The sequence below is a fragment of the Kiloniella spongiae genome, from assembly GCF_001026905.1.
Taxonomy (GTDB): domain Bacteria; phylum Pseudomonadota; class Alphaproteobacteria; order Kiloniellales; family Kiloniellaceae; genus Kiloniella; species Kiloniella spongiae.
In genome coordinates this window covers 144084-163408 of record NZ_LAQL01000005.1, presented here as the reverse complement: position 1 = coordinate 163408, position 19325 = coordinate 144084, and the positions used below count along the sequence as shown (strand labels likewise).

Annotated in this window: 14 protein-coding genes; 7 read left to right on the top strand and 7 right to left on the bottom strand. The window is 46.2% G+C overall.

Features of this window, described 5'->3' with window-relative positions:
• Positions 1–21: 21 nt before the first annotated feature.
• From WH96_RS08485 to WH96_RS08465, 5 genes are all read left to right on the top strand, one after another.
• Positions 22–1521, top strand: a complete 1500-nt coding sequence (locus WH96_RS08485) for a CoA-acylating methylmalonate-semialdehyde dehydrogenase (protein WP_047763732.1) — start codon at positions 22–24, stop codon at positions 1519–1521.
• Positions 1522–1624: 103 nt separating this feature from the next.
• Entirely contained in the window at positions 1625–2776 is a 1152-nt protein-coding gene (locus WH96_RS08480; RefSeq protein ID WP_047763731.1) for an isobutyryl-CoA dehydrogenase, read from the top strand.
• Complete coding sequence (locus WH96_RS08475) at positions 2773–3846, top strand: enoyl-CoA hydratase/isomerase family protein (protein ID WP_047763730.1); 1074 nt, start codon at positions 2773–2775, stop codon at positions 3844–3846. Before WH96_RS08480 ends, WH96_RS08475 begins: the two co-directional genes overlap by 4 nt.
• A gap of 19 nt (positions 3847–3865) precedes the next feature.
• On the top strand, positions 3866–4747 hold the full coding sequence (gene mmsB / locus WH96_RS08470; protein ID WP_047763729.1) for a 3-hydroxyisobutyrate dehydrogenase: 882 nt from the start codon (positions 3866–3868) through the stop codon (positions 4745–4747).
• Positions 4748–4798: 51 nt separating this feature from the next.
• Positions 4799–6415, top strand: coding sequence for an acyl-CoA synthetase (locus WH96_RS08465; RefSeq protein WP_047763728.1), 1617 nt, complete (start codon positions 4799–4801; stop codon positions 6413–6415).
• A gap of 50 nt (positions 6416–6465) precedes the next feature.
• Here the strand turns inward: WH96_RS08465 and WH96_RS21295 are convergent, their stop codons facing one another.
• A complete protein-coding gene (locus WH96_RS21295; RefSeq protein ID WP_053005780.1) occupies positions 6466–7023 on the bottom strand; it encodes a hypothetical protein in 558 nt (185 codons plus the stop codon).
• A gap of 193 nt (positions 7024–7216) precedes the next feature.
• A complete protein-coding gene (locus WH96_RS08455) occupies positions 7217–7705 on the bottom strand; it encodes an Lrp/AsnC family transcriptional regulator (RefSeq protein ID WP_047763727.1) in 489 nt (162 codons plus the stop codon).
• Positions 7706–8112: 407 nt separating this feature from the next.
• Between WH96_RS08455 and WH96_RS08450 the strand changes: the two genes are divergently transcribed.
• Positions 8113–9228, top strand: coding sequence for a Glu/Leu/Phe/Val family dehydrogenase (locus tag WH96_RS08450; protein WP_281175845.1), 1116 nt, complete (start codon positions 8113–8115; stop codon positions 9226–9228).
• Positions 9229–9310: 82 nt separating this feature from the next.
• On the opposite strand, the gene WH96_RS08445 is transcribed toward WH96_RS08450, so the two are convergent.
• From WH96_RS08445 to pdxR, 5 genes are all read right to left on the bottom strand, one after another.
• Positions 9311–10264, bottom strand: coding sequence for a dimethyl sulfoxide reductase anchor subunit family protein (locus WH96_RS08445; protein WP_047763726.1), 954 nt, complete (start codon positions 10262–10264; stop codon positions 9311–9313).
• A gap of 18 nt (positions 10265–10282) precedes the next feature.
• Complete coding sequence (locus WH96_RS08440) at positions 10283–11032, bottom strand: 4Fe-4S dicluster domain-containing protein (RefSeq protein WP_047763725.1); 750 nt, start codon at positions 11030–11032, stop codon at positions 10283–10285.
• Positions 11029–13977 (bottom strand): molybdopterin oxidoreductase family protein, encoded by a 2949-nt coding sequence (locus WH96_RS08435; protein ID WP_047763724.1) that lies wholly within the window; start codon positions 13975–13977, stop codon positions 11029–11031. The genes WH96_RS08440 and WH96_RS08435 overlap by 4 nt, the downstream gene beginning before the upstream one ends.
• 99 nt (positions 13978–14076) lie before the next feature.
• Entirely contained in the window at positions 14077–14994 is a 918-nt protein-coding gene (locus tag WH96_RS08430) for a bifunctional enoyl-CoA hydratase/phosphate acetyltransferase (RefSeq protein WP_047763723.1), read from the bottom strand.
• A 206-nt stretch (positions 14995–15200) separates the two neighbouring features.
• Positions 15201–16712, bottom strand: coding sequence for a MocR-like pyridoxine biosynthesis transcription factor PdxR (gene pdxR, locus WH96_RS08425; RefSeq protein ID WP_047763722.1), 1512 nt, complete (start codon positions 16710–16712; stop codon positions 15201–15203).
• 209 nt (positions 16713–16921) lie between these two features.
• Between pdxR and WH96_RS21290 the strand changes: the two genes are divergently transcribed.
• On the top strand, positions 16922–19126 hold the full coding sequence (locus WH96_RS21290) for a HAMP domain-containing methyl-accepting chemotaxis protein (RefSeq protein ID WP_053005779.1): 2205 nt from the start codon (positions 16922–16924) through the stop codon (positions 19124–19126).
• The last annotated feature ends 199 nt before the right edge of the window (positions 19127–19325 follow it).

Sequence of the window (19325 nt, the reverse complement as noted above, 5' to 3'; positions counted from 1 at the left end):
ACTATTTGAAGGAGATGCGGTATGACCGCTGAACTCTATCACCTGATTGGTGGCGAAAAAGTAAAAGGTACTTCCGGACGTTTTAGCGATGTTTTCTGGCCAATGACCGGAGAAATAGCCGCGAAGGTGCCTCTGGCTTCTGAAGATGAATTGAGAGCTGCTGTCGAAAATGCCAAGGCGGCTCAACCGGCATGGGCGGCGACCAACCCGCAAAAGCGTGCGCGTGTGATGCTCAAGTTCCTGCATCTTTGTCAGGAAAATTATGATGAATTGGCTGATATGCTTTCGCGTGAACACGGTAAAACCATTCCCGATGCCAAAGGTGATATCCAGCGCGGGTTAGAGGTTGTTGAATTTGCCTGTGGTATCCCGCATTTGCAAAAGGGTGAGTTTACCGAAGGTGCTGGACCGGGCATTGATATGTTCTCTATGCGCCAGCCTTTGGGCGTTGTCGCAGGTATTACGCCTTTTAACTTCCCGGCGATGATTCCGATGTGGAAGTTTGCCCCTGCAATCGTTTCCGGAAATGCTTTTATCCTTAAACCGTCCGAGCGTGATCCGTCATTGCCACTTCGTCTGGGTGAGTTGATGCTAGAGGCTGGCCTTCCGGCTGGCATCTTGAATGTGGTGAACGGTGACAAAGTTTCTGTGGATGCCATTCTGGATGACCCGGATATCAAAGCTGTTGGTTTTGTTGGCTCGACACCTATTGCTGAGTACGTATATACACGGGCAACGGCACAGGGCAAACGGGCACAGTGTTTTGGCGGTGCAAAGAACCACATGATCATTATGCCGGATGCGGATCTGGATCAGGTTGCTGATGCCTTGATTGGCGCTGGTTATGGATCTGCCGGGGAACGCTGCATGGCAATTTCTGTGGCTGTTCCTGTTGGTGAAGAAACAGCAGATCGTCTGGTTGAAAAATTGACGCCACGTGTTGAGGCGTTGAAAATTGGTCTATCGACGGATCCGGATGCCGATTTCGGTCCGATGGTTACCGCGGAAGCGGTTGAACGCACCAAAGGCTATGTTGATCTTGGGATCGAAGAGGGCGCAACGCTGGTCGTCGATGGTCGTGACTTTGTGATGCAGGGCTATGAAGAAGGTTTTTACATGGGTGGGTGTCTGTTTGATAATGTGACACCTGATATGCGTATCTACAAAGAAGAGATTTTTGGCCCGGTTCTCTCGGTTGTACGTGCGAAGGATTATGAAGAAGCGCTACGCCTTCCTAGTGAGCATGAGTATGGTAATGGTGTCGCGATCTATACCCGTGACGGTGATACAGCACGTGACTTCATGACCAAGGTGAATGTTGGTATGGTTGGTGTGAATGTTCCTATTCCTGTGCCGCTTGCCTACTACACATTTGGCGGGTGGAAGCGTTCCGGCTTTGGTGATCTGAACCAGCATGGACCGGATGCTATTCGTTTCTATACCAAGACTAAAACTGTGACCCAGCGTTGGCCTTCTGGTGTAAAAGAAGGTGCCGAGTTCTCAATTCCAACAATGGATTGAGTTTAGAATACGGGATGTTTCTAGATTGCTGTTCCGATAATCGCTGTAACGGTAATTAGGGGAAGCATCCCGCTCTCTTTTTTTATGAATAAAAGATAAGCTGATGAGCCAATTTGAACTGAATGAAGAACAATGTGCTATTCGAGAAATGGCGCAGGATTTCGCCCGTGACAAAATCGCTCCTTTTGCGCTGGAATGGGACGAGAAAGAACACTTTCCTGTCGATGTAATGCGTGAAGCTGCTGCCCTCGGTATGGGGGGGATCTATGTTCGTGATGATGTCGGTGGTTCAGGGTTAGGGCGTTTGGATGCTGCGTTGATCTTTGAAGCGCTATCTGCCGGGTGTCCCGCTGTATCTGCCTTTATTTCTATTCACAATATGGCATCGTGGATGATTGATCGCTTTGGCACAGAAGAACAGCGCCAAAAATGGTTACCTGAAATGATGACCATGGATCTGATCGCCAGCTATTGTTTGACTGAACCATCCGCGGGGTCGGATGCTGCAGCTTTGAAAACCAAAGCCGTTCGAGATGGGGATGACTTTATTCTCAATGGTTCGAAACAGTTTATTTCTGGCGCAGGAACATCTGATCTTTATCTGGTGATGGCCCGAACAGGTGGTGATGGCGCGGGTGGTGTTTCCTGTTTCCTAGTACCGAAAGATGTCGAGGGCGTTTCTTTTGGGGCCAACGAAAAGAAAATGGGATGGAAAGCGCAACCGACACGAACGGTCGTGATGGAAGACGTGCGTATTCCTGCCGCCAATATGATCGGTGAAGAAGGGCAGGGGTTCAAGATCGCCATGATGGGGCTTGATGGTGGCCGTTTAAATATCGGTGCCTGTTCCCTTGGTGGCGCGCAATCTGCGCTGGATAAAGCCATTGGCTATATGAGCGAACGCAAGGCCTTTGGGAAGTCGCTTGCCCAGTTTCAGGGATTGCAGTTCAAGGTTGCCGATATGGAAACAGAACTAACCGCGGCTCGTACCCTATTATATACAGCGGCAACCAAGTTGGATGCAAAAACACACGATGCCACGCGTTGGTGCGCAATGGCAAAGCGTTTTGCTACTGATACCGGTTTTACCGTGGCAAACGAAGCCCTTCAAATTCATGGCGGCTATGGGTATCTTGCGGATTACGGCGTCGAAAAGATTGTCAGAGACCTCAGAGTTCATCAAATTTTGGAAGGGACCAACGAGATTATGCGATTGATTATATCTCGTGATCTGTTGAAAGGAGACAGAGCATGACAGATGAATTAATCGTTCGGCAGGAAGGTAGTGCCGGACGTATTACGCTTAACCGTCCAAAGGCCTTGAACGCTTTGTCGCTGGACATGGTTCATGGAATGCTGGCCGCTTTGGAAAGCTGGCAAACTGATGAAACTGTTCGGGTTGTTATTGTTGATGGCGCTGGTGAACGTGGTTTGTGTGCCGGGGGCGATATTCGCGCCCTTTATAAATCCGGACAGGAACAGGACGGTGTTGCCCAAAAATTCTGGGCAGATGAGTACAAGCTCAATGCGCTTATTGCCAATTATCCCAAGCCTTATGTTGCTATTATGGATGGCATTGTCATGGGCGGTGGCGTTGGTATTTCTGCACACGGCAGCAATCGTCTGGTGACGGAACGTTCCATGATTGCTATGCCAGAAACGGCTATCGGTCTTTTCCCTGATGTCGGCGGTACGTGGCTTTTGGCAAATGCGCCGGGCGAAGTTGGTACATTCCTGGGATTAACCGGACATCGTATCGGCGCACAAGATGCTATTTATGCGGGATTGGCAGATATTGAAATCCAGAGTGATAAGCTGCCAAACCTGATAGAAGTCTTGTCTCAGGCCGATTACTGTTCTGATGCACGGGCAGATGTTGATAGTTTGCTGAGAAGTTTCACAATAAGTTCCGGACAATCTCATCTTGCTGAAATTCGTGGCCAGATTGACCAGATCTTCTCTTTTGATTCTGTCGAGGAAATTGTGACTGCTGCTGAAAAAGCAGGTAGCGATTTGGGACAGAAAATAGTCAAAGATCTTGCAGGGCGCGCACCGCATTCAATGAAGGTGACTTTGGCAGCTATTCGTAAAGCAAGCACATTGGGCGGGATCGAAGAAGATCTGGATATGGAATACCGTCTTGCGTGTCGGATGTTCAAACAGAAAGATTTTTTCGAAGGTGTACGTGCGGTTGTTATCGATAAAACCGGAAATCCCCAGTGGTCCCCCGCGACATTGGAAGCTGTGCCAGAGGCAATGGTGAGCGATTGTTTTGCAAGTCTGGGGTCAAATGAACTTGGTCTGTCATCTGGCATAATCCGGTAAATCGGAAAAGGAAAAGAGCATGAAAACTGTAGCATTTATTGGACTGGGTAACATGGGCGGCCCGATGGCGGCTAACCTGGTGAAAGCCAATTATGTGGTTAAAGGTTTCGACCTGTCCGAAGACGCAAAAGATCAGGCCCAAAAAGACGGTGTTGAAGTCGTTGAAAATGTTGACGAAGCCGTTGCGGCTTCTGATGCTGTTATTACGATGCTTCCGGCGGGAAAGCACCTTCTTAGTGTTTATGAAGTTACGCTAAAAGCTGCCAAACCCGGGTCACTTTTCATTGACTGTTCAACCGTTGATGTTGATAGCTCACGCACGGCCCATGACGCTGCTGAAAAGGCAGGAATGTTATCCCTCGATGCTCCGGTTTCCGGTGGTGTTGGTGGAGCAACGGCTGGCACCTTGACCTTTATGGCCGGTGGTACGAAAGAAGCTTTTGATAAAGCGCATGAGCTTCTGGATGTTATGGGCGGAAAGATTGTTCACTGTGGTGGTGCAGGTAACGGACAGGCTGCTAAGATCTGTAACAACATGATCCTTGGCATTTCGATGATTGCTTCGTCCGAAGCTTTTAATCTGGCTGAAAAATTGGGGCTTGATCATCAGGCGTTGTTTGATGTTGCATCAACATCTTCGGGCCAGTGCTGGTCAATCAATACCTATTGTCCTGTTCCCGGACCTGTGCCGACCAGTCCGGCGAATAATGACTATGCGCCGGGCTTTGCTGCGGCTTTGATGCTGAAAGATTTAAAACTCTCACAGGACGCTGCAAAATCTGCGGGTGTGTCAACACCGCTGGGATCTCATGCAGAAGAACTTTATCAAAGCTTTAATGATGCAGGTGGTAGCGGTGTTGATTTTTCCGGTATTATCAACCATTTAAAGGGTGATAAATAATATTTTGTCTCTTTGATTTTTTATCGACAGAGACACAAAACAGAGGTAGCCATGTTACGTCACGGGTCTGATTATCACGCGGTTAAAGAGGCCTTTGAGTGGGATATACCGGATAGCTATAATATCGGTGTTGATGTCTGTGATAAATGGGCAGAACGAGCACCGGATCGTTTGGCGCTTAGCTTTGTTGATATAGATGGAAATGTCACTGACTATAGCTTTGGTGATCTGAAAGATTACTCAAATCGTATGGCTAATCGTCTGTCGTCATCGGGCATTAATCAGGGCGACAGGGTTGCTATTTTACTACCGCAATCATTGGAAACGGCATTTTCCCATATTGCAGCCTATAAAATGGGCTGCATTGCCGTGCCTTTATTTATGCTCTTTGGTGTGGAGGCGCTGGAATATCGACTGTCAAACTCTGGTGCACGTGCCGTTATTACCAATCAGGCAGGCGTCGAGAAAATTAGCGAAATCAGAGATCGCCTGCCTGATTTGAAACACGTTTATTCCATTGACGGTGCTTCTGCTGGAGCACAGGATCTACATCGAGATCTGTTATCCCAACCTCCTGATTTCATGCCTGTACGCACAAAACCGGATGATCCGGCTTTGATTATCTATACCTCTGGAACAACGGGGCAACCTAAAGGCGCACTCCACGCGCACCGTGTTCTGCTTGGGCATCTGCCGGGTGTTGAGATGTCACATGATTTCTTTCCACAACCGGGTGATAAAATCTGGACACCCGCAGATTGGGCTTGGATCGGAGGGCTTCTGGATGTCTTGTTACCTGCGCTACACCATGGCGTGACAGTTGTTGCCCGACGGTTTGAAAAATTTACAGCCGAAGCAGCGTTTGATCTGCTCGCGGAACAGGGGATCAGGAATGCCTTTATTCCACCGACGGCCCTGAAGATGATGCGCTCAGTTTCTGATCCTGAAATTCGCTGGGATTTAAACATGCGCTCTATTGCTTCAGGCGGGGAGTCTCTGGGGACAGAGCTTCTGGATTGGGGGCAGAAAACCTTCGGGCTAACAATCAATGAATTCTATGGGCAAACAGAATGCAATATGATTGTGTCCTCCTGTGCCAAAATTATGGATGCAAGGCCGGGCGTAATGGGGCGTGCCGTTCCCGGACACAATCTGGCAATTGTTGATGACAAGGGAGAGGTTCTCCCACAGGGTACCTTGGGTAATATCGCTGTTAAATCGCCTGATCCCGTAATGTTTCTCAAGTACTGGAACAATCCGGATGCAACAAAATCTAAATTTGCGGGCAAGTGGTTACTGACAGGGGATACTGGCATTCTTGATACGCAAGGCTGGATACAGTTTGTTGGTCGGGATGATGACGTGATTACGTCATCCGGTTATCGTATAGGTCCTGGTGAAATCGAAGATTGCTTGATGGGGCATCCGGCTGTACGCATGGCAGGGGTGGTTGGTAAACCGGACCCTCAACGAACAGAAATCGTAAAAGCCTTTATCGTGCTCAATGATAATTTTCTTGGGGATGATAATCTGGCATCAGAAATTCAACTCTTTGTCAAAAAGCAGCTCGCCGCGCATGAATACCCACGCGAAGTTGCTTTTGTCGACGCCCTGCCTATGACCACAACAGGTAAGATCATTAGACGAGAACTCAGAGATTTGGGGTAATTATTTGCTGAAGAGGGAGTAACCAAAAAGGCTACTCCCAACTTTATTTCTTATAGCCAAACCTGACCTTTCAGGTTATGGGCAATCAGCTTTTGATAGAGGCGTTCTCTCGCTTCTATATTTTTAGGATTGCCCCAATCCCGTTGTATGAGATCCCAATCTGGATCTTTAGGATCCAGTCCCAGAGTCTTGATAAAATCTTGTTCCGTGACCAGAAACTGAGTGCCATAGGTTAGCAGGTACCCGTTGGTCTGGTCCCGGTGTTCTTTGGCTTCAGGGTAAAACACGGACCAGAAATTTGTATAGGGCATACATCGGGATGAACACAGAATCTTGCCATAATCAAGTTCTGACCTTTCGCTCGTCGGGACGGGAGGCGTTTCCATCTGGATAATTTGAGATAGATGTGACCACCCCTTAAACCCAAGCTCTTTTGCTATTTGAGACAAACAATGTTTGCGCTTAACTGTCTCAATAATTACGAGGTCAGACAGATTTTTTAAATCCGGGTTCTTTTTAATGAAAGCAAGGCTCGCTTGTTTTCCCGTTGTGATATTACGGTGAAGAATGCGGGCGTTATGTTTTAGCTCATGGATAATATCAGCCATAGAGTTTCTCCTTGTACCGGATCTATCCGCTCCTCGCGATCCAGAGAATTCTTTGGGTGATTACTCATCGTTTTCGTCGATAATAACAGGGTGTTGTGACTTTTGGCGGCGAGGCACCCCTGTGTACCTTGCGCCGGACATTAGAATAAAAATAACGATATGGCAATAGCCTTGATTAAGGGACTTTTGACGCTCATGGTGTTTTGGTTTCAACCAAATCAAGGGGGAGGCCTGTGGAGTATTTAACTTGCGAGACGGCAAATCTGGAATGTACTTCGGCTATGTTAGGGAGTTGTAACAGGTGATCGCGAAGGAAGCGCTCGTAAGCCCGCATATCGGTTGTCACAACCCTTAGAATATAATCCATACCGCCGCTGACGGTGTAGCATTCGGTAATTTCGTCAAAGCGGCTAACCCGACGTTCAAAATCCTCAAGGCCGTGCTGTGCCTGTGCAGAAATCTTTACAGTGGTAAAGACGACGATCTCTAAACCAAGACTGTCAGAATCAATAATGGCCACACGGCGTTTTATAATCCCTTTTTCTTCCAGACGTTTTATCCGTCGCCAACAGGGTGCGGGGGAAAGACCGACTTTATCCGCAAGTTCTGCATTACTGATATCAGAATCCTTTTGAAGAATTTTGAGGATTTTTTTATCCGTATTATCGATCTTTGGCAGCATAAATATTTCTCATATTTTTAAGTAAGCGAAATGAGATTGCTATTATAGCGAATTGATCGTGAAAATAGAAAGAACATTTCTTTCCACTTGAAGCAAAATAATAGAAGCCGAAAAGATAATAATAATTGGCACAAATAAAGAGAGCTTGAGGAACATGCTTTAGCATATGTTTTCTGGGAGAGAGCTGCACATTGGCTAGTGTCTTTGATCACCGTTGACCTGATTACGTGAATTTCAGGTAGTGATTGGCATTTACTAATGACTTGGTTATCAGCCTGACATTTTCTGGATTTAATCCAATAAATGTTTGGGATTACCTCATATGCATTTACCGCCCCATTTTACTTGAGCTTACAGATTTTAGGTGCGGTAAAATGCACCGGAAAAGATGAATTGGGGAACTGAATATGTCTGATACATCTAACATGGATGTCTTTAATCATGAGGCCTTTTCCGGCCATGAGCAGGTGGTGTTCTGTCAGGATGAAACCACAGGTCTAAAGGCGATTATCGCAATCCATTCGACAGCATTGGGGCCAGCCGCTGGTGGATGTCGTATGTGGCATTATCGGGACAACGGTTCGGCTTTAAACGATGCTCTCAGGCTTTCCAAAGGTATGAGCTATAAAAACGCAATGGCCGGGTTAAATTTGGGTGGCGGTAAAGCCGTTATTATCGGGGATGCCAAGACTGATAAATCCGAAGAGCTTTTTCGCTCCTTTGGGCGTTTTGTTAATGGTCTCGGTGGTCAATACATTACCGCTGAAGACGTTGGAATATCTGTTTCAGATATGGAAGTTGTCTCCCAGAAAACCCCTCATGTTGCGGGGTTAAATTCTGGACTTGCCGCGAGTGGTGATCCTTCTCCCTTCACCGCTCGCGGTACTTTTAATGGCATACGAGCTGCGGTTAAGCATCAACTGGGTAAAGACGGCGTTGCTGGTTTAACTGTCGCAATGCAGGGGCTTGGCCATGTCGGATGGCATTTGTGTAGGGAGCTACACGCTGCTGGAGCCAAGTTAATCGTTGCAGATATCAATGAAGATGCTGTTCAACATGCCGTTAAAGAATTCGGTGCCACAGCAGTATCCTGTGATGAAATACTCTTTGTTGACGTTGATGTAGTTGCACCCTGTGCATTGGGTGCGGTTTTGAATGAAACGTCTATTCCCAAGTTGAAAACGAAGATCGTCGCGGGTGCTGCGAACAATCAACTTGCCAAAGATACAGATGGTATGTTGCTACGAGATCATAATATTCTCTATGCACCGGATTATGTGATTAATGCTGGCGGTATCATCAACGTCGCAGCGGAAATTGACGGGAAATACGATCGTCAATGGGTTGATAAGAAAGTGGCTGCTATCTACGACGTTCTATTGGATATTTTTGAACGCGCTGATCAGGAACAGGGCGCAACAAGCACGATCTCTGATCTGATTGCCCAAGAAAAAATTGCGGAGAAAATAGCTAAGACCTCAAAAGCTGAAAGGTCTGTTTTAAAAAAAGATATCGTTGCTTAAATAAATCAAATTTGAGCAACTAAGTCTGAAAATTCCAACTATTAAGCCCTGGATCTTTGATATGATCCAGGGCTTATGCAGTTTAAACTTTCTCTGCACCGTAATAGAGGCTCACAGTATGTTTGGCCTCTGCAAAAAAGAGCCATCTTTCGGTGACAATGCCCAGTGCGCCAGACAATATCGATACTATGATTGCAAGGTTACTTAGAGCGTTATTTGAAATCATACCTGAAAGTGAAATCAGAAATATTGGCAGAATGAAGCCAAAGATGAAGGTAATATTTCTGAGTTTTTGTCTGTGTTTACGGGCAATTTTAAAACCCATTTCTTTCATTAGGTAGTTTGCTTCGGTATGAGCAGCTTCCAGAAGGCGAACTTTACCCATTGATCCAAGCCCCGTTGCACTTCCAACAGTACTTTGACCTGCATTTTCATTGATGTACTGCCAGTAATAGAACTTGTGCACAACAGCGATGATAATAAATGCGATGGTGATCATATCAAACAGCTGGTCGTTTTTGCCTTGTAAATGCAAAATGGCGTTTAAGAGCAAAGCACCCGTCGAAAGAGACAGCACCAGATAGCCAGTGGGTACAAACTTGTTATGCCATGCGGCAACTGGCTTTAGGCAGGCATAAATCATTGATGTGCAGTAAACTGTTGCACCACACAGTAATAACGCAGCGATGCCGATAAGCGGCAGAAGGACAAATTCGCTACTTGAGAAAAATGCCCACCAGAGACCATAGATGCCTGTGGGCAGGAAAGTGACGATTGCCAAAATACCTTCGCGACTTAACCAGGATGACCGCCACTGTGTCAGTGCACGCCAGGCTCGTTCTGGCCGACCCAGATGAAATGTTGAAGACAGAAGTCCCAAAACAATAAGAATGAAGGCCGTACCAAACCCGCTGAGAGCTAACGTTGGATCAGTTGGAATAACGCCAAGCATATGTCCAAGGATAAGAAGAAAAAGTAGCCCATAACCTGCGCCTGAAGCGGTGGTAAAAAGAATAACTGATTTTGCCGGATGCATTCGAAAACTCCTTTCTTTCTAGAGCGATAAGACTTTGTCAGCCCATCGCGCTAACAGGCCAGATTTTTCAGTTTCAACAGGGGAGAGGCTAACAGGTTTATCCGAAAAACTATTCTCGTTTTGTTTGGGGCGTGGAGGCAAATATTTATTGGTTGGTTTGTAGTCAAGCTCTGCCATCAAATCAAAACCTTCGCGTTCTGCCACAAGCTTGCTGACATCAGAGTTTGGATCACCTAGGTCACCAAAAGATCGTGCACCAACCGGACAAGTTGAAACACAGGCTGGCACTCTGGATGCTTCGGGGAGGTTTTCGTTGTAAATACGATCAACACATAGAGTACATTTTTTCATAATGCCGACGTCTTCATCGTATTCTCTGGCGCCATAGGCACAGGCCCATGAACATAGTTTACAACCAATGCATTTATCAGCATCTACCAAGACAATGCCGTCTTCTTCGCGTTTATAAGAAGCGCCTGTCGGACAAACCGTAACGCAAGGGGCATCATCACAATGAAGGCAACTCTTGGGAAAGTGAACCGTACGACTGTCGTTATCATCGTCGACAACTTCGAAGCTGTGAATACGGTTAAACCAAACACCGTTGGGATCTGCGCCGTAAGGATCCATATCCGTCAGGGGAGCTGAGTGACCGCCGGTATTCCATTCTTTACAGTTTACGGCGCAGGCATGGCAGCCAACACAGATATCAAGATCAATAACTAGGCCGAGCTTCTTTTTGCTACCGTTTTGCGGAAGACAGGTCATGGTTTTTCTCCTGCCAGTGTATCATCGGGCGCCAGTGCTCTGGGTTCTTCTCGTGTTGAGTTCTGTGACTTCGGTTTTTCCTCACCAAAGTCAGCTCCATAACGAAGAACGGCTATTTGTTCAGGGGCATTGGGGAGAGGGGCAAAAGCTTCAAACATTGGCTCTGTTGCTCCTTCTTCCTTCGCATCGCACTTTTCAATACGTACTCTGAGATCATACCAAGCCGCCTGACCTGTAACGGGATCAGAGTTAGAGTAGCGATAGCCGTCTTTTCTGGGCGGCAGCAGTTCCGAAATGATGTGATTTAACAAGAAGCCACGATTAGATTCCGGCGCTTTGTCATCCAAACCCCAGGCACCTTTACGTTTGCCGATAGCATTCCACGTCCATATCGTGTGGGGGTTAACACCGCTCATCAGCTTGACTTGGGTTTTTACCCGCCCATGAGGCGATATAACCCAAATCCAGTCTTCATTGACAATACCATGCTGTCGGGCGGTCTCTTCGTTAATGAACAGACGGTTTTGGGCCGTGATCTGTCTTAACCACGCATTTTGTGACCCCCAGCTGTGATACATATGCATTGGCCGTTGGGTCACCGCGTGCAGAGGATACTCTTTGCCATCCACGGCTTTTTCTTCCAAAGGCATGTACCAGATCGGAAGGGGATCAAAGGTTTCATCGATCCGACTGCGCAGATCATCAGGTGGTTGGATGTCGCCGTGTCCCTGCGCCGCGAGGCGGAACTTTTGCATGTGTTCCGAATAGATGTGCATCACAATGCGTTCTGCATTGGGGATCCACCCCATTTCATGGGATCGATCAAGGTAAGAGCGGTTGGCAAATTTATAGTAAGACTGTTCCGGAGTGAACTCATCTGACCAGAAGCACCCGTTATCAATGTATTTTTGTAATTGATCGGGGTTTGGTTCTCCTTTGCCGTGGCTGTTACCATCTTTTCCACGCCAACCTGCAAGTGGCCCGACGCCAGGTGTTCGTTCGTGGTTTGTGATGTAATCAGAATAGCCCCCGGGGTACATGGCACTACCATCTTCTTTGGCCATGCCGGGCAAGCCAAGTCGTGAACCAAGATCCAACAGTACATCCTGGAAAGGGCGCACATCGCGATCAGGTTTTATAACAGGTTGTCTGATGGAATCTGCGGGACCATGTGCGCTACAGATTGGACGGTCTAACAGAGAGATAGCATCCCACCGTTCAAGATAGGTCGTATCTGGCAGAACAAGATCGGCATAGGGAACCATTTCAGAATGATAGGCATCCGAATAGATGATCTTGGGAATCTTGTAGCTACCGTCTTCGTTTTTGTCTGTGAGATATTTAATTGTCCCCGGAACATTCATAGAGCTGTTCCAGCTCATATTCGCCATATACATGAAAAGCAAATCCACAGGATAGGGATCACCTTTCCAGGCGTTATGAATGACCATGTGCATCATGCCATGAGAGGCCAGTGGGTATTCCCAGCTGTAGGCTTTGTCTATGCGTTTCGGTGTGCCATCAGGTTCAACCAGCAAATCTTCAGGGCCAGTTGGGAAACCAAGCGGCATACCGGGTAACGGTGTGTTGGCTATGGACTCGTGTCCAGCAGGTTTTGGGCCCGGAGGGCAGGGGCGCGGGAAAGGTGGTTTGTGCCTGAAACCACCGGGAACATCAATAGAACCCAAGAGCATTTGCAGAACATGGATGGCCCGGCAGGTATGAAAACCGTTCGAATGGGCTGATATCCCGCGCATGGCATGCATGGAAACCGGACGCCCAATCATTTTATCCTGTTTACGTCCGGCCCAGTCTGTCCAGGATACATCAAGCTCAATAGTCTCTTCGAAAGCTACATGAGCGATTTCTGCTGCAATACGGCGAATATTTGCGGCGCTGTAGCCAATCTGATCTGCTACGGCTTCTGGTGCATATTGAGTATCCAGATAACGATCAGCCATCAAGTGAAAGGCCGGAACAGCTTTGCGGCCATCCGGAAGGGTGTATTCTCCAGCCAATGCGGGTTTGGCTTCGACGTTAGTTGATGAAACGAGTTTTTTTACCTCAGCATCATAACAAAGCGGATTTCCCTCGGCATCGCGGGCAAAAAGACCGTCATCTGCCGCACCGGGATCTTGTATGACAAGCCAAGGAGCATTTGTGTAACGGGTTATGTAAGTCCAGTCGATTTTCTCGGCCTTGAGGAGCTCATGAATGAGCGCAAAGACGAAGAGGCCATCTGTCCCGGGGCGGATGCCAATCCATTCATCGGCAATACCGGAGTAGCCTGTGCGAACCGGATTTACTGAAACGAACTTGGTTCCTTTTCGGGTTTTTAGCTTACCCAGTCCAATTTTAATCGGGTTGGAGTCATGATCTTCAGCAACCCCGAACATCAGGAGGTATTTTGTATGATCCCAGTCAGGTTCGCCAAATTCCCAGAAGGATCCGCCAGCGCTATATAAACCAGCAGCAGCCATATTGACGGAACAGAACCCACCGTGGGCGGCGAAATTTCTCGTGCCAAATTTTCCGGCCCACCAACCAGTGAAGCTCTGTGATTGGTCGCGACCTGTAAAGAAAGCAAGCTTTGATGGATCTTTTGCCCTGATTTCACCAAGCCAGCCGCCCGCAAGCTCGAGAGCTTCATCCCATTCAATTTCCTTGAATTCACCAGAGCCACGTTCACCAGTTCTAAGAAGTGGTTTTTGCAAACGGGCAGGGGAATTGTGTTGCATAATCCCGGCTGAACCTTTGGCGCAAAGAACGCCTTTGTTCACTGGATGATCGGGGTTGCCTTCTATATAGCGGATCTGATCACCACGCAAGTGTACCTTGATGCCACAGCGGCACGCACACATGTAACATGTCGTGGTCTTAACTTCGTCCGATACATGCGGGGAAGTGTCAACTTCCTCTTGTTTGGACGTGGGAAAGAAGCCCATAAATCATCTCCAATTTGACGCTATCCTGTTGTGATTTTTGTTTTTTAATTGTTTAGGGTTTACTATAGATTGTTATATTTTATTAAATCTACAAATAATTTACGTAATATGTGCAACAATTGCTGCGAGTGCCATAGACGCGAGGCGTGCTGCAGGAGGATCGGCACGGCTGGTTAAAACAATCGGAACACTTGCCCCCAGCACAATTCCGGCGGCACAGGCACTGTCACAGTATACAAGTTGCTTGAACATGGCGTTTCCGGTTTCGATATTGGGAACCACCAAAATGTCTGCCTTTCCGGCAACCGGATTATCAATACCTTTTATTCGCGCCGCCTCTGGAGAGATCGCATTATCCAAAGCCATAGGGCCAAAAACAAAGGCATCCAGAATTTCATCTTTTGCCCATTCTGTTAAAGTTGCGGCGTCTGTACTGGACGGCATCTGTGGATTTACTTCTTCTGTTGCCGAGAGGATTGCGACTTTTGGTTTTTTATTGCCAAGCGCGTGCATCATTTCAACTGAGTTTTGAATGATTGCCTGTTTGGTTTTTAGGTCCGGGGCAATGTTAACGGCTGCATCTGTGATAATCATGGTTCGGTCTGAGCCCGGAACAGACATATAAAATGCGTGCGATAGACGTCTTCCGGTTCTAAGGCCGGTATCACGATTGACAATAGCTTTCATAAAGATATCTGTGTGGATCTGGCCTTTCATAATCGCGTTTACTTTTCCTGTTCGAGCGAGATGAACAGATTTCTGAGCAGCATCTTCTTCATCCGCAGCGTGATGAATTTCTATTTTTGACAGGTCCCATCCCATGTCTTTGGATAATTGAGAAATTATTGCTTTATCACCAACAAGGACGGGTTCTACCAATCCTGCTTTTTGTGCCAGATAGGCACTTTCGATGGCAATGGCACTGGTCGCATTAACAATCGCTGTTCGCGCTGGTGCGTATTGAGCAGCATTATGAAGCAATGCATTGGGGCATTCTATTGGCTGCTGACTCAACATGAATTATTCCTCGTTTGTTAAATAATTCCAGTCGATTAACTGATTTTACTCTGACGAAATTTGAGCAGATATGATCATTGATCGATTGGAAAAAGTTCCGAGGTAATTCTTTCTAGTCTTAAGGAGTGGGGATAGCTCCATTTGGACCCATTCGATGAGTCCAGCAGGAGTCCAAGAATTTATTGATTGTTATATGGCGGTTAGCGTTATTTTCCCGGAGTATTTTTCTCTTTGAGCATTCGATCAATCGTTTTGCCCAATCGCTTGATGCCAGGTTCTATTTTTGCATTCTCAATAGACGTAAATCCGATACGAATATGCGTATCTGGAGCAGGAGATTCCAGAAAGAAAGGCATGCCAGATTCAATTAATACACCATCTTTGTAAGCTTCTTTGACGAGTTGGTTTGCACTTATGCCTTCGGGGATTTTAATCCAGTATGATGTTCCCCCTGAAGAATGGGAATAGCTACATTCCGGAATATAAGTTTTTAATGCTTTGTGAACGGAATTCCATCTGTTGTGCCATTTGCGGCGCAAGCTATAGATAAGGCTATCGTAATATCCCAGCGAAAGAAAAAGTGCCACAGTACGTTGATTGTTACTTGGGGTATAACGAACAACAAGTCTGCGGTAAAACTTCAGTTCTTCTATGAGTTCCGGGGCCGCGACGATGTATCCAATGCGTAAGCCTGGAAAAAGCGTTTTAGAGAGGCTACTGGTATAGATAACCCGGTCACTTGTATCTAACGCTTTTAGTGCGGGACTTGCTGATTTGAAATAATTGATCTCGTTCTCATAGTCATCTTCGATAATGAGGAAATCTTGTTCACTGGCTTTTTCCAAAAGACGATTTCGCCGGGAAAGGGGCATGGTAATTGTTGTCGGGCATTGGTGGCTTGGTGTTACAAAAACATAATTACAGTCATCCAAATGTTCATCGACAATCAACCCTTTTTCATCCACAGGAATTGGGGCGATGTCATTTGTGAACAACTGCATGATATTTTTTGCATCGGGATAACCCGGATTTTCAATGCCAACGCGTGTGTTCTGTCGAACAAGTAACCCTGCAAGCAAGTAAAGTGCATTTTGACCGCCCAAAGTAACCAGGATCTGGTCACTGGAAACATGTATACCGCGGGCGGGTAGTAATCTGGTTCTTATCTGTTCAATGAGTTGGGGATCATCGTAAATTTTATCATCGTGGATCCAGTCCGCCATATCCCGAGTACTTAAGGCAAGTCTGCTACACTCACGCCATGCGGTCAGTGGGAACAGACGTTTGTCGGGCTGTCCATATACAAAGGGAAAGGGTGTATCTCGCCAATCTTTGGGTAGGTTGAGATAATGACGCTCAGACGGACGCAGGAAAAAACGATTGGTCCAATCTGGTTTTTCCAGATCATTATGTTCTATTGCTCTGGTTTCTTTTTGAGAGAGTTTGGATTGTTCTAAACCTTCCACAAACTCTTCATTTACAAAAATACCACTACGTTCCCGTGTGACAAGGTATCCATCATCCGTCAGTCCTTGATAAACCAGAATAGCAGTATTGCGCGAAACCCCCAAATCATTGGCCAGTTTTCTACTGGATGGTAACTTGAACCCGGCGGGTAAGGTGCTGTTCAAGATAGCATTTAGAATAGCACGGCGAAGCTGACTTTGAAGAGACTCTCTGCTCTTCTTTTCTAGATGGAAAAGTATATCGCTCGCCAATTCTTATTCCCCTTGAAGCTAGGCCTGTGGTCAAACCGTGAATTAAATATCTTTAAATTATTGGGTGCTAATCTAGGCTATCTTTCCTGAAAGCATAGCATGCTTATGGGTTGGACTCATTAATATATTGAATTGGTCCTATTTAGAGTGCGGCCATCCCCAAATAATGTTGCCCTTTAGTGGTTTATAGAGCCTGACAGGAGAGAGATGTGTCTGATACGGATGTTAATACGCCGATCGAAGAGGACGATATTGTCGAAGAAACGTCAGGTTATAATGAGGAAAAGTTAGGTGATAAGCCGGTTTTAAAGGTTAAAACGAAATTGATGCTGGCTGTTGGCTGCATTGTTTCCACAACCTTGTTAGCCAGCCTGGTCGGGTGGTTGTCTTTTAATGGTGTCAGTAGCGCGTTTGATCAAATATCTAAGAAAAGTATTCCGCAAATGTCGATTGCTCTGGAGCTATCGGAAACTGCAACCAACATAGCCTCGTCAGCGCCGGTTCTCATGACGGTAAAATCACAAAAGGACAAGAATGATGTCTATGCTTCCCTTCAGGCAAAAGAAGCATCGCTTGATAATTTAATAGTGGCTTTAAATGAAAGTGGTTTTGATCAAGAAACGAGTAAGCTTCTTGAAAACGCATCCGAAGAATTGAAAGCGAATTTGTCCGGGTTGAATTCTTCAGTCGCTCAACAGCTGGATATTAATACTCGGAGCCAGGCATTGATGGCGGAACTTCTGTCAACCAAGCATGAGTTCGATGGTATTGTTGGTCCCTATCAAGACGCCGCTCGTAAAACCGTTGAAGATACAATTGATGCTTCTTTTGGAAGCACTGATGTAACCAATCAGCTCATCGAAATTTTGATATCAGTCACGAGAAGTCAGGTGTCTTCTTCGTTGCAAGTAGATACCAATCAGATTTTTTCTCTGTTAGCTGAAGTCGCGACATATCAGGAACAAGAACTCATTGAAGCGGCGCAGAAAAATATCAAAGAAGCTGCGAGAAGGAACAAGGATAACATCTCTCTTATCAATGATGATATTTCTCAAGAAGCGATTAAAATTAGAGAGCTGACCAAGAAACTGGATATTCTTTTGTTAGGGGAAGAGAATGTCTTCTCTCTACGAATTGACCAAATTTCGGAAAATAAGAACTCAGGCCAACTTTTAGCCAATAACGCAGAGCTTTCTCAGAAACTAAAAGATTTGGTGGATAAAATTGCCAGCTCTGCTGAAGAAGGCGCGATTACTTCTGTTTCCCTGTCTAACAATGCAATTACCGAAGGCAAGATATGGCTTTTAGTTATTTTGGGTATCTCAATTACGCTTGCTGCTGCTGTTATGTATTTTGTTATCAGCAAAATGATTATTTCCCGGTTGGTTTCGCTATCTGAGGCAATGAAAGAAATTTCCGAAGGGGATTTGTCCGTTGAAGTGCCGACAGGTCAACAGGACGAAATAGGTGAAATGGCTAGCGCGTTGAACGTCTTCAAAGAGAACGCGCAACATGTTGAACGCTTGCGCAAAGAACGAGAAGAAGCAAAGACAGTTGCAGAACAAAAGCGCAAAGAAGATATGGATGCACTTGCTGATCAGTTTAATATTCGGGTGAAAGGAATTGTTTCCAGTGTTCAAACGTCAGTTTCCCAACTGGGGCAGACTGCACAGGAAATGAATGCAACGGCAACTCAGGCGCAAAACCAATCATCGCAAGCCTCAGAAGCTTCTTCGGATGTTTCTATAAATGTAGAATCTGTCGCTGCAGCATCTGAGGAATTAACGGCTTCTATTGAAGAAATCAGTCGTCAGACAGCAATGGCTGCAACAGCTTCAAGAGAAGTGAGCACTGATGCCCAGGCGACAAACAGAGCTGTGGATAGTCTTTCTGAGGCTGCAGAAAAAATCGGTGCAGTTGTTGATCTGATTAGTGAAATTGCAGATCAGACGAATTTACTGGCGCTGAATGCAACGATTGAAGCAGCAAGAGCAGGGGATGCAGGTAAGGGGTTTGCCGTTGTTGCATCCGAAGTTAAAAATCTGGCCACGCAAACTGGAACTGCGACGGACGATATTTCTTCTCAGGTTACCACAATCAGAGACACGGTAAGTGTTGCTGCGGATGCAATTACAAAGGTTACCAAAGCGGTTGGCAATGTTGATGAAATTACGGCTGGTATTGCTGCGGCAGTAACAGAGCAAACGTCAGCGACGAGTGAAATGTCTCGCAATGTCAGATTGGCTGCGGACGGAACCAGCAAAGTTTCTAAAAACATCAGTGATGTTATGCGCGCTTCAGAAGAAACAGGACAGGCAGCCGGGGTTGTTCTTAATTCTTCTGAACAATTGACAGCAGAGCTTTTGTCTTTATCCAAAGAAGTTGACGATTTTATGCTTGAGATACGTAAATAGATACAAGGCCTTTGTTCTTAGCCTAATTTATGACGAAAATCATAAAGTTGGACTCATATAGTTTTTCCTGTTGGTACTATAATCCACAGCTAATTCATTTACCGTATTATCAGGAAATATTGAGGAGTATTTTTAATTAGAGCGACGAAACGAGATAAGATGGAACTGGTAAGGTCGTCAAATCTGAAAGAGAATTTTA